This is a genomic window from Streptomyces sp. NPDC002690 (assembly GCF_053592415.1).
In genome coordinates this window covers 1-12,092 of record NZ_JBSFVR010000229.1, presented here as the reverse complement: position 1 = coordinate 12,092, position 12,092 = coordinate 1, and the positions used below count along the sequence as shown (strand labels likewise).

The 12,092-nt window shown below is 71.9% G+C and carries 9 protein-coding genes; 2 read left to right on the top strand and 7 right to left on the bottom strand.

The window, feature by feature from the left end; all coding sequences use genetic code 11:
* Window positions 1-132: 132 nt before the first annotated feature.
* From ACWD3D_RS24830 to ACWD3D_RS24815, 4 genes are all read right to left on the bottom strand, one after another.
* Entirely contained in the window at window positions 133-909 is a 777-nt protein-coding gene (locus tag ACWD3D_RS24830) for a GNAT family N-acetyltransferase (RefSeq protein WP_451463010.1), read from the bottom strand.
* A 205-nt stretch (window positions 910-1,114) separates the two neighbouring features.
* Window positions 1,115-2,029: a pyridoxamine 5'-phosphate oxidase family protein gene (locus ACWD3D_RS24825; RefSeq protein ID WP_451463009.1), complete on the bottom strand. Its 915-nt coding sequence runs from the start codon at window positions 2,027-2,029 to the stop codon at window positions 1,115-1,117.
* 389 nt (window positions 2,030-2,418) lie between these two features.
* Entirely contained in the window at window positions 2,419-2,817 is a 399-nt protein-coding gene (locus tag ACWD3D_RS24820) for an ankyrin repeat domain-containing protein (protein ID WP_451463008.1), read from the bottom strand.
* A 7-nt stretch (window positions 2,818-2,824) separates the two neighbouring features.
* Window positions 2,825-4,378, bottom strand: a complete 1,554-nt coding sequence (locus tag ACWD3D_RS24815; protein WP_451463007.1) for a catalase — start codon at window positions 4,376-4,378, stop codon at window positions 2,825-2,827.
* 341 nt (window positions 4,379-4,719) lie between these two features.
* Between ACWD3D_RS24815 and ACWD3D_RS24810 the strand changes: the two genes are divergently transcribed.
* The gene (locus tag ACWD3D_RS24810; RefSeq protein WP_451463006.1) at window positions 4,720-5,460 is read left to right on the top strand and encodes a hypothetical protein; all 741 of its coding nucleotides are present in this window, start codon (window positions 4,720-4,722) and stop codon (window positions 5,458-5,460) included.
* A gap of 235 nt (window positions 5,461-5,695) precedes the next feature.
* A complete protein-coding gene (locus ACWD3D_RS24805) occupies window positions 5,696-8,494 on the top strand; it encodes an AAA family ATPase (RefSeq protein WP_451463005.1) in 2,799 nt (932 codons plus the stop codon).
* A gap of 99 nt (window positions 8,495-8,593) precedes the next feature.
* On the opposite strand, the gene ACWD3D_RS24800 is transcribed toward ACWD3D_RS24805, so the two are convergent.
* From ACWD3D_RS24800 to ACWD3D_RS24790, 3 genes are all read right to left on the bottom strand, one after another.
* Entirely contained in the window at window positions 8,594-11,347 is a 2,754-nt protein-coding gene (locus ACWD3D_RS24800; RefSeq protein WP_451463004.1) for an AAA family ATPase, read from the bottom strand.
* Window positions 11,340-11,771, bottom strand: a complete 432-nt coding sequence (locus tag ACWD3D_RS24795) for a hypothetical protein (protein WP_451463003.1) — start codon at window positions 11,769-11,771, stop codon at window positions 11,340-11,342. The genes ACWD3D_RS24800 and ACWD3D_RS24795 overlap by 8 nt, the downstream gene beginning before the upstream one ends.
* A gap of 113 nt (window positions 11,772-11,884) precedes the next feature.
* A partial coding sequence (locus ACWD3D_RS24790) for a hypothetical protein (RefSeq protein ID WP_451463002.1) occupies window positions 11,885-12,092 on the bottom strand: 208 nt, incomplete at its 5' end.

Genomic DNA, 12,092 nt, shown 5'->3' with positions numbered 1-12,092 from the left:
TTGTCGAGGTCGCCGGGGCGGCCCTTGCCCGCTTCGATGTCGCGGAGCAACTGGATTCCCGTGCGGGCCGGGCGCTCCGGCTTGCCTCTGTGTCCCCCGGTACGGACGGGACGCGCGGGTGGGAGCTGGGCGTCATGCCGTGAAGGAGGCCCACGACTCCTCGGTGCGGAAGCCGGCTCGTTCGAAGAGGGACACCGCCTCGTCGCTGGAGTGGAGATAGGCCGTGCGCGCCCCGGCCGCCCGGCCGTCGCGCAGTATCGCCTCGGTGATCGCCCGGCCCAGACCACGCCCCCGGTACTCGGGCAGGGTGCCGATGTTGGCGAGGCCCACGTGCCGCTCGGTGAGGATGGCGAGCCCGGCCGCGGCAGCCACACCGTCCACTTCGGCCACGTACGCCTTGACGAAGGGCCGGCTGAGGACGTGCGGCGTGTACAGGCTCGTGATGACGAACGGCGGCGCACCGAAGGCGGTGCCGAGCACGGTGGCGAAGGTCTTGTACTCGTCTTCCCGCAGCGGACGTACGGCCGAGGACTCCACGCCGGACGACCACACCTCCCGTCCGTCCTCCAACGACAGCAGCATGAAGGGCTGGTGGGCGAGGGTGTTGAGCCCGTGGGAAGCGGCGAGGCCGACGAGTTCCTCGTCCGCCTCGCCCCTGAGCCGGATGCTCCAGGGAAGCTCCTGGACCTGAGGCCCGGCCTCCGTGCACAGCAGGCCGATCTCGATGGTGTCCGGCGTGTCGGAGACGCTCATGACCACGTTGAGTGCGGGTATCAGCGATCCGGTGACCGCCAGCAGGGTGCCGTCGGAGCCCCGCAGGTGAAAGCCGTTCGGCAGGACACTCGCGAGCGCCTCCGTGGCTTCCTGGAATGCCGCGGCGGCCTGGGCGACATTTTCACGATTTATCATACGTGTGAGTGTAAACCGGAAGTGACACGTTTCCTGCCGCTCGGACGGGTGAATATGTGTCTCGCCTGTCCTGGAGATACCTGTCAAACGGCCGGCGGTCGGGAACAGCACCGCGACCCGTCGGCGGAGCTCCCGGGACAGCCCTGAGGAGGACACGCCCCGTGCGGTCCCGTGACGTACGCCGGACCGCCCCGGTGAAGGAGTCCTAACGACGGCGGGCCAGTTCACGGAATTCGGCCCAACGCACCTTCGGCCGGGGCAGATCGCGCCGTTCCAGGTAGAGGCCGGTGGAACGCTTGGTACGGCGCAGAAGTCCCAGCGCGTCGCTGGCACGGCCGGTACCCATCGGCTCCACGACCTTTTCCGGGACGAGCAGCATGCGGCCGTCGCCGGCGGCGTCGAGCCGTCCGCGGACGAGGGCGTTGTGCATGTTGTTCATCCGGTCGTCGTGCCGGTGCACGAGCAGGGAGGCCGGACCCGGTACCGCGGCGCAGTCAGTGGGCAGTTCCAGCAGATAGCCGTCCTCCCCGGGCATGGGCCGGGTACGGGCGAGGACAGGTGCGCCGGACGCGTCACGGGCTCCCAGCACGGCACTGGCGTAGGCGTTGAGCTGCTCGGCACCCACCAGTGTGTTCGGCAGTGCCGGGGTCCGCGGACCACCGGGCACGGCGAGGGGAGGTCTGACCGTCACCCGCTCGGGGGTCACGGTGATCAGCAGCCGGAGGTAGTACCAGTCCATGGTCCACCGCGCGGGCGCGGAGACGTACGACCGGCTGTGCGGCTGCCGTTCGAAGAGCATCCGCCAATAGTCCTCCGCACCTTCGGGCCCGCTCCGGACCTCCTCGGGACACTCGGCCCGGCCAGTGACCAGGATCTGTGGCGCGTCGGTGAGCCCGCTGCCCGTGGGGTCCGAGAAGAGGAGAGCGACGCGTCCGTCACGGCGCACGTTGAGCGCCTTCTGCGCGAAGGCGAGCGACGTCGTCAGCAGCAGTGTGCCGTCTTCCCCACGCCGCACCGCGGTGGGCCAAGCGGCGGGGGTGCCGTCCCGGCTGAGCGTGGCGAACTCGCAGGTGCGGTAGGCGTCCAGGACTTCCAGAGGGGCTTCGTCCAGGGTCGTCATGGTTCTTGTCTCCAGGGTGAGCGCGCGGAGTGCGGGCGGCGAGACGCAGGGCGCACGAGGTCCCCTCGCGGCGGCCGCCGTACGGCTCGGCCGGGCACGGCCCCGCGCCTGCGGCCATGAGGGAAGAGCGGGCCGCTCTCGCCGCCGGAGTCTTCGATGAGTACCCCGCACTGTACTGGCCGGGCGTCAGGTTTGCAGCGCCTCCATGCTGAGGTGTGCGGCATGACCGCGGACGACAGCGCGGGTGGCCACCGAAAGATATGTGTTTACCAATCGCTGCTGTGCCCGGGTCTGACAACTCCCTTCGGGCGGGCGGTGTCCGGTGCGGTGCGTTGCGAATGGTCGGACACGGCCCACGAACGCGAGCGGAGCAGCGGAGACCGAAGCGTTCACGACCGGTCCGGGAGCAGATGCTGACGGCCGAACAAGGCGGCGGCGGCGCGCGCCGTGGGGGTGCCCGCGTCCGGATCGGCACCGGCTTCCCGCAGTATCACCACCACCGTGTCCGCGCCCTTGAACAGTGCTCCGGCGAGGGGGGACTGGTCCCGGAGGTTGCGCAGGTCCGGGTCGGCGCCGAGGGCGAGCAAGGCTCGGACCGTGTCGGCGTGACCGTGGTAGGAGGCGAGCATGAGGAGCGTGTTGCCGCCCGGGTCCCTCACGTCCACGGGCAGCCCGTGCCCGACGAAGTCCGCCAGTTCGCCGGTGCTGCCCTCTCTGGCGAGGTCCATGGCGATGTCCACGACGCGGTCCGTCTGCTCGGCGGTCAGGCCGCCGCTCCCGCCCGTCATGAGCGGGTCATTCGGACACCGGCCCGGACGGCCGGATTCCGCGGTCCTCGGCGGTCGGCGCCCCGACGGCCCTGCGGACCCCTTCACCGTATGCCGGGTCGGCCTGGGCGCAGTTGGCGATGTGGCGTTCGACGGTCTCCCGTGACGCGCCCCGGATGGCGCGAGCCGTGTTCTCGAAGAGGGTCTGCCGCTGCGCGGGGCTCATCAGCCGGAAGAGGTCGCCGGGCTGTTCGAAGTAGTTGTCGTCGTCCTCCCGGAAGTCGAACCGGTCCGCGAAGGCGCCCACCGCCTGGCCCGGCTCGCGGAAGGCCGGCTGTTCCTGCCAGCGGCCGTACGAGTTGGGCTCGATGCCAGGAGCCGATCCCTGGTTGCCGTCGACACGCATGGTGCCGTCGCGGTGGTAGGAGTGCACGGCGTTCCGGGGAGCGTTGACCGGAATCTGGTGGTGGTTCACGCCCAGGCGGTAGCGCTGGGCGTCACCGTAGGAGAAGAGTCGGCCCTGCAGCATCCGGTCGGGGGAGAAGCCGATTCCCGGAACGACGTTGGCCGGGGTGAAGGCCGCCTGTTCGACGTCGGCGAAGTAGTTGGCGGGATTGCGGTCGAGCGTCCACTCGCCCACCTCGATCAGGGGATAGTCCTTCTTCGACCAGACCTTGGTGAGGTCGAAGGGGTGGAATCGGTAGTCGTCCGCGTCGGCTTCCGGCATGACCTGGATGAACAGCTTCCACTTCGGGAAGTCGCCGTTCTCGATCGCGTCGAACAGGTCGCGCTGGTGGGATTCGCGGTCCCGGCCGATCAGAGCCGCCGCCTCGTCGTCGCTCAGGTTCTTGATGCCCTGTTGGGTGCGATGGTGGAACTTCACCCAGAACCGCTCGCCCTCGGCGTTGACGAGGCTGTACGTGTGCGAGCCGAAACCGTGCATGTGACGGTACGAGGCCGGGATGCCGCGTTCCGACATGACGATCGTGATCTGGTGCAGTGCCTCGGGGAGATGGGTCCAGAAGTCCCAGTTGTTCTCGGGATCGCGCAGGTTGGTGCGCGGGTCGCGCTTCACCGCGTGGTTGAGGTCCGGGAACTTCAGCGGGTCGCGGAAGAAGAAGACCGGGGTGTTGTTCCCGACCAAGTCCCAGTTCCCCTCCTCCGTGTAGAACTTCAGCGCGAATCCTCGGATGTCGCGCTCGGCGTCCGCGGCCCCGCGCTCGCCCGCGACGGTGGAGAAGCGGGCGAACATCTCGGTCTTCTTGCCGACCTCGGAGAAGATGTTCGCGCGGGTGTACCGCGTGATGTCGTGTGTCACCGTGAACGTGCCGAAGGCGCCCGATCCCTTGGCGTGCATACGGCGTTCGGGAATGACCTCACGGTCGAAGTGCGCGAGTTTCTCCAGGAACCAGACGTCCTGCAGGAGCATCGGCCCCCGGGGGCCCGCGGTCAGGGAGTTCTGGTTGTCGGTTACGGGCGCTCCGGCCGCGGTGGTCAGCGGCTTCTGACGGTTTCCGGACAAGGCGTTCTCCTTGGGGAGTATTCCGCGCCGTGCCCCGCCGTCGAAGTCGGGCTCGGGCATCGGGCGATACAACGAGTCATCACCGGTCGAAGTGGTGATCGTGATCGTGGCACGTGTCGAAGTCACCGGTCAAGTGGGTGATTGTCCTGCTCGGTCGCGGCGGATCGCCCTCGCCGGCGGGAAGTCATGCCGCCGCAGCTGCGCCTCGGCCCTCGGTTCCGGCGTATCGCTCCGGCTGGCATACTGCACGTCGAATCACACGTATCGGTCGGCAAGAAGTCGGCGAACGGCGGCGCAGTGGCACGTATTTCAGCGGTCATGTGTCTTCGGGGCCGGTGGGTGACCAAAAGCCATGGGGACGCCGGCCGCGTCAACGTCTGACCGAATCGGGGAGCGTCAAGGTGATCTACGATCTTGAGCCAGGAGGGCACGCCGAGCCGTCGGAGAACCTCGACGTCCTGGATCACCAGGATCCACGACCCGCGCGACGGCGTGACCTGAAGCCCTGGTTGAGCGCTGTCGCGGGCGCTGCGGTCGCCTCGGCGGTCTGGGCCGCCGCGGTGTTCTCGTACGGCCTGGGCGACGAGAAGCCCGATGCTTCCGCGTTTCGGCTCCCAGGCGGCTTCTGCCGGTCGGTCGGACTGACGTCGCTCGGTACTTCCATCGCGCCGCCGGAGACCGACGGGGTGGTCGACTCGGGGTTGTTGAAGTATCCGGCCCTCGACCAGGTCCACTGCGCGATACCGCTGGGCGGCGGTCGTGAGGAGGAACCGGCGGGGCCCTGGTTCACGGTGCACAGCGTCGACGTCACGGTGGCGGTGCACAAGGAGTCCGACCCGGGGAAGGAGTTCGAGGCGCAACAGCGCGTGACGAACGCGGGGATCGCCCCGACGGACGCGGTGAAGCCGGTCCCCGACCTCGGAGACGCGGCCTTCATGATCGCCGAGGACGCGGGCCACAGTGAACTCCGAGTCCTCGACGGTGCCGCTGTCCTCTCCCTGACGCTTTCCGTGAGCCACTACTACAAGGGCGACGGTAGGTACGAGGGCTTCGACGACGAGCCCGCCCTGCCCGAACAATCCGACTTCTGGCCGGCGATGATCAAGGACATGCGCGATCTCCTGGCCGCCGTCCGGCGTTGACGCCGTCTGCCGTCTGCCGTCTGCCGTCTGCCGTCTGCCGTCGCCGGCGTATACGGGCACGGTCCGGTCCTCGGCCCAGATGCGCCGCGTGCCCGCGCCTCGGCGGCACGCACGGTCAAACTGCATGTGAACTGCCTGGCCCACCGGACCCGGGTCCGGTGGGATGAGAGCGGTGCAGGAGAACGCCATCCCCATGCCGGTGGGGAACCTTCCGCGCCCCGAACGGAGGTCACCCATGAGCACGTGGATCGAGGGCGCCTCTCTCGCCGTCGTGGAGCAGGAGGGCCGCAGGACCAAGCCGCCGGCGACGCTCCTCGTCCGGGACCGGCCCTGCGCCCCCCGCCTGGTCGGACGCGAGCAGGAGTTGCGAGAGTTGCGGGAATTCGTGCACGAGGCCCGGACACCCGGAGCGGCGCGGGTGCTGAGTGCCGGCGCGGGAGTGGGCAAGTCGGAGCTGCTCGACGCGGCGGTGGAGATGGCGGTCACCGCCGGTCTGCGCGTGCTGCGGTGCGCCGGACGGCGGGGAGACGACCTGTCGGCGTTCTCCGGGGTCGACCAACTCCTCGACGGGTTGCGGGAGCACCGGTGCGACGTCGCGCACATCGGGTCGTCGCGGAGCCCGGTGCCACCCGGCCACGGGATTTCCGCGCGGGCCGAGCGGGACCGGCTGCCGTACGCCGTGCTCGACCACATGGAGCGGGCCGGACGGGTACAGCCGCTCCTGCTGGCCGTCGACGACTGGGACGCCCTGGACACGGCCAGCAGAGAGGTGCTGTCCTTCGTCGCGCGGCGGGCCGGCGGACAGGCACCCGCCGTGCTGATCGCGTCGCGTCCGCACCCCCGGCGTCTGGCGCCACTGACCGGCGTGCCGACGAGGACGGTCGCACCGCTGACGGCGGCCCAGTCCCTTTCTCTTCTGCACCGGAGACGAGCCGTCGACGGCCGGCAAGCCGAAGTCGAACTGCTGGCCGCCGCCGCCGGCAACCCCCTCGCACTCCTCGAACTCCCCACCCGCACGGCCGACCCCCTGCCCTGGGTCCCCCCTTCCTCCGACCGGCTGGTCGCGGCGCTGGCCCCGAGCGTGGCCCGGCTGCCGTCGGCCACCCGCGATCTGCTGCTCGTGGCGGCACTCCATCCGGCGGGCGAGCTGCCCCGCCTGCTGTCGGCGGCCTCCCGGCTGACGGGTGAGGAACTGGGGTTCTCCGTCGTGGAACCTGCGGAACACGAAGGTCTGGCGGAGTGTGACGGCACAAGGTTCCGGTTCACCCACCCCGCCATGCCGGGAGCCGTGACCCACAGAACCGGCCCGCGTCGCGTCCGTGCCGCCCACGCCGCCCTGTCGGCGGTGTCCGAGCAGGACCCCGTACGGATGCTCTGGCACCTGTCGCAGGCCGTGCGGGGCACCGACGCACAACTGGCCCACCGGCTCCACGCCGTACACCGCCGGGCGCTGGAAGGGGACGAGCCGATGCTCGCGGTCCGCCTTCTCTCCCGGGCGGCCGACCTGCACGAGGTCCCCGAGGACCGGGGACGCTGTGCCCTGCTCGCCGCCCAGCTCGCCCAGAGCCTCGGCCGGGAGCGTACGGCCCGCGCGATGGCGTACCGGGCGCTCCGCTTCCCCCTCACCCCGCCGGGCACGCTCTACGCCGAGGCTCTCGTCCTGCGCCGTGACACGGCCCCGTGGCGGGTCCCGGCCGACTGGCCCGCACCGGCGGGGACCCGGGGCCAGGAGGACGCCCTGGAACTGGCCCGGCTCTCGGCCCCCTCGGCCCCCTCGGCCCCCTCGGTCGCCGACGACGCCGAGCGCTCGGAAGCGCTGCTCGCCTCTCCCGACAAGGCGTCCGACCGGGCGGACGCCCCGGGTCCGCCGTACGCCGTGGCCACGGTCGCCGCACCCCACCGCGCCGCGACCGTCGCCCGGCGCGTATCCGCCCCACGGCCGTCCGAAGACGTGCCGGTGCACGTCCTGGAGCATCTGGGCGAGGCCGCCTGGATGGCGGGCGATCCACTCCGCGCCCTGGACCTGCACCGGCGGGCCGAGGGCCGGCACCGCCTCCACGGCCGCACCGACCGCCTGCCGTGGGTACTGCTCCAGCAGGGCCTGTGCCACGTACTCACCGGCGACTGGGGACAGGCCGAGCGGACGTTCCGTGAATGCGCCGCGCTCGGCACGGAGCACGGGCACGGGGACCATACGGTGGCCGCCTGCCTCATGGGCGACCTCGTGCGGGGAATGCGTACCGGTACGGTGCGGCCCGTCGGTGACCATGAGCGGGAGTCCGCGCGCCGCTCCGTGCGCACGGTCGACGACCTCGTCGCCCTGTGCACCGGGTGGGCCCAGGTGGAGGGCGGCGACTTCGCCGCGGGCTTCGCGACGCTCTCCGCCCTCCTCGCCGAACCGCAGCCTCCAACGGCCGCTCTGTTCGCGCTCGTCCCCTTCGCCCAGGCCGCGGACGCGGTGCACACCGGCGAGGAGGCACGTGCGGCACTGCGCGCGTTCCAAGCCCGTACGGGTGCGGAGCACCCGCCGCTCGCCGCGGCGGGGCTGGCCGTCGCACGGGCCGTTCTGGCCGGTGACGACGGGGACACGGAAGCCCGCCTCGCGGACGCCTCCGCGTCGGACCTCTCGAACTGCCCCTTCCTGCAGGCGTCGCTGCGCCTGGCGCACGCGCGTCTGCTGCGCCGCAGGAACGAGGTCGCCGACTTCCGGGTCGCACTGCGGCAGGCGGCGGCCATCTTCCGTTCGGCGGGCGCCGAAGCGAGGATCGCCCGGATCACCGAGGAACTCAGGGCATCCGGAGGACGGGCGGACAGCGGTGCGCCCGCGGCGGGGGAGGGGCGGACGGAGGAACTCCTGGGCCCGCAGGAGCTGCGGATCGCCCGGCTCGCCGCCCTGGGCATGTCGAACCGTCAGATCGGCGCGGAGCTCGGCCTCTCGCACCGCACCATCGGGTCCTACCTCTATCGCATCTTCCCCCGCCTGGGTGTGACCGCGCGGACCCAGCTGACCGACGCGCTGGTATCCGTCCGGTGACCTCGACGTGCGCCCGTCAGCAGCCGGACGAGCGGCCACCCGCCGCCCGGTGACGTGGGGCGGAACACCGGCGTCGGCGTCCGTCGTGCGGACCGACCGTCACTCGTCGCCGATGCGCCGGGCGAGCTGTCCGCGGGAGGTCACGTCCAGCTTGGGGAAGATCTTGTAGAGGTGTACGGCCACGGTCCGTGAGGAGAGCCGCAGTTGCTCTCCGATGGCCCGGTTCGACAGGCCCCGGGCAGCCAGCCGGGCGATGGTGAGTTCCCGCGGAGTCAGCACACCGCGGGCACCGTCCTCGGCCGGTTCGGTCTCCGGCCGGCCGGCCGCCGCCAGTTCCGCGGCGGTCAGTCCCGCGCGGGACGTACAGCCGAGTTCGCGGAAGACCGACTCGGCCATGGCGAGCGGCCCGCGCGAGTCGACGACGCGCCGACAGCGTCTGAGCCAAGCGCCGTAGCCGAACAGGGACATCGCGTGGAGCAGCGGCCACTGCTCGGCCTCGTCGTCCAGGGCCCGTCCCCAGCACGCCTCGGCCTCCGTGTCGGGCGCCAGGGCCGCGTGGGAGTAGGTCAGCACCCGACGCAGCAGCGGCGCCCCGCCGTTTTGGGTCTGCCTCTCGACATGTGCCACGACGGCCGCGGCGTCGGCCGTCTGGCGCGCCGGGAGCGCGGCCTCGACCAGGAAGGCGAGCCCCCAGAACTGCTCGAAGGCGTAGGGCGTCGTGTGCTCGGTGAACAGTCCGCGCAACTGGGCGTACCCCTCGGCGTAGCGACCGGTGTCGGAGGAGGCGAGGGCGCGCGTGAGGGCCGGCAGACCCAGTTGCCCGCTCTGGCCGAGCCGCAGAGAGGCCTTCTCCACCTCCGCGGCACGTGCGAGCGCCTTGTCGTGCCGGCCCTGCAGCGCGTCGATGACGCCCTGTACGCCCGCTGCGCGTGCCGCCCATTCCTCCTGGCCCGTTCGCTCCGCGACGGCCCTGCCCTCCTCGGCGAGGGTGCGGGCGGTCCGCCACCGGGTGCTCAGCCAGATCTCGCCCAGCGCCCGGGCCACGAGTATGCGGGCCAGCCGTCCGTGCCGCCCGTCGGCCCGGGCCGCCCTCTCGGCCTCCTCCAGCAACGGCGCCGCGCGGACGAGATCTCCGGTGAGGTGCGCGACCTGCCCGAGCAGCATCCGGTCCTCGGCGCCGGACGACGCCGACGGGGCGGGCAGGGGTTCACGGCTCGTGGACAGCGGATCGGTCAGCGCCATGACGGCGAGGTCTCGGGCGTCCCACGGCCGGGGCCGCAGCTCGCGCACGGCCCGTACCACCATGTCGCGTTCGGCCGGCCTCGCCCGTTGCCACCAGCATCGGCCGGCCGCGGCGTGCAACAGCTTCTGCGCGAGAGCCGGGTGGCCGGCGGCGGCGACGGTGCGCGCCGCCGCGCAGAGTTCAGCGATGCGTTCCCGGCCGCCCGTGGAGTTCCCCGACAGCAGGTCGTGCAGCCACAGCAACTGGGCGCGGCCCAGCGGCCCGAGGTCGGCCGTGGCGATGCCCCGGGCCTGCTGGAGGGCCTGTTCCGGCAGACCGTGGTGGCAGGCCAGTTCGGCGGCGCGCAGCGAGCGGTTCGCGCGACGCCCGGGTTCCGGGGTGAGCCGGGCCGCCAGGTCGAGCGCGGCCAGCGCCGACAGCACCGCCGTCCCCGGTTGCGGGCCGTCCGCCAGTCTCTCCAGCTTCTCGGCCAGTTCCTCGTCGCCGGCGACCGCGCACTGCGCCGCGTGCCAGGCGGCGTGCGACGGACTCGTGATGCTCCGGCCGAGCGCCGCGTGCGCACTCATCCGTCGTGCGGTCGACTCCAGTCGCAGCACCGCCACCCGGACCAGCGGTCGGGGGAAGAGCAGGTGCTCGCCGCTCTCGACGATCAGTGACCGTGCTCGTGCCTCCTTCAGTCCGGCCAGGGCCGCCGTGTCGCTGCCCAGCAGACGCGCACCGGCGCCCAGCACGTCCCGTGTGAGTGACGAGCCGCTCAGCGCCGCGGTGAGCAGCACCTCGCGCGCCGCCGACGACAACCCCTCCAGGTCACGGGCGTACGCCTCGGCCAGCCGGGGCGTCGCCGGCAGCATGCCGAAACCGGCGGCGTCACCGAGCGCGCGGCCATCGAGGGCCAGTTCGGTGATGGCGAGGGGGTTGCCCCCGGCGACCGCGAGCACCAGCTCCTCTTCGGCGTACGTCTTCGCCCGGCCGCAACGCCGGACGAGGTCGCGGGACTCGTCCGGGCCCAGCGGTCCAAGGGCGACGCCGAGTTCGTCCGGGGCGAGGGGGGCGGCAGGAGCCTCCCGCTCGGCCACGGCGAGGCTGATCCGGGTTCCGCCCGCCAGCCGGGCCAGGAGGCGCAGGGTGTCCTGGCTGGCGGTGTCGAGCCGGTCGAGGTCGTCCACGCACAGCAGGACCGGCTCCGGCGCCGCGGTCAGCAGCGTCAGCGCGGCCTTGGCCATCCGGTCCGGCGCCGGGGCCTCACCACTCCCGCCGAACGCCGAGCGGAGGAGGGAACGCGCCTCGTCCGGCAACCGGCCGAGTTCGGGCAGGCGGGGGTGGAGGAGCCGGTGCAGCGCCGCGTACCGCAGTTCCCGTTCGGCCGGTGCCGAGGAGGACGTCAGTACGGAGAAACCCCGCCGCGCCGCCTCGGCGGAGGCGAACCGCAGGAGGGCGCTCTTGCCCGTGCCGGTGTCGCCGCTCACCCGCAGCACCCGGCCGCCGCCCGGCGAGTCGGAGAACAGCTCCGCCACCAGGTGCCGCTCGGCCGTCCGGCCCGCCAGGAACCCGTCGTCCGCGGGGATGCGGGGTGTCTCTTGGTCGTGCGGAGTGCCGTGCGGCTCAGCCATGCGCACGGTCGGCCGTCGGCGTGCCGCCGGCGACGGCCCGTACGTACAGGTCGCGGACGCTTGTCCCGGCGCCCCGCTCCAGACGCTGGAAGACCCAGTCGATCGGGTGGTGTTCCCTCCCGTCGGGCAGGCGCACGGCGAGAGGGGAGACGGAAGAAGCCCCGGCGGCGGCGTGCCAGCTTCCGCCGGCGTGACGGAGGAGTATCTCGCCCACGTAGCAGCCGAAGCTCACCAGGGACTCGGCCATTTCCTCGCCGGTGACGCCGTCGGTCCGGAAGCCGTCGATGATGTCCTCGACCACGTCGATGCTGCCGGGGCTGTAGTCCAGTTCGACCTCGCTGATGTCCGCGGCGGCCTCGACGATGGCGGCCGCCAGCCGGGGCGCGCTGTGAGGCTCCGGTGGATGGTTGAGGTGGAGCTGCATGTTTGTCCTCGGACTGTCGCCGTCAAGTGTGTCGAGGCTAGCCGTTGACCTCGGGCTGTGTGAGTCCCGGGCCATAAAAACTCGGTTACCGGCACCGCGCGACGGACAAACACCTATTTCTTCCGTGCGGCGAGGTGGCTCACGACCGTTCGGAGGGACCGGAGGATGTACGGCGGGAGGACCGTCGGACGGAACGCCCTGGTCGCTCCGACTCCGCCGGATCGTGCCGAGAGGTCGCCCGCCAGCAGGTCGGCACCGCGCAGCCAGAGGGTGGGCTTGCGGACGTCCGTCCCCGCCCGGCGGGCGGCGAGAGCGGCGAGT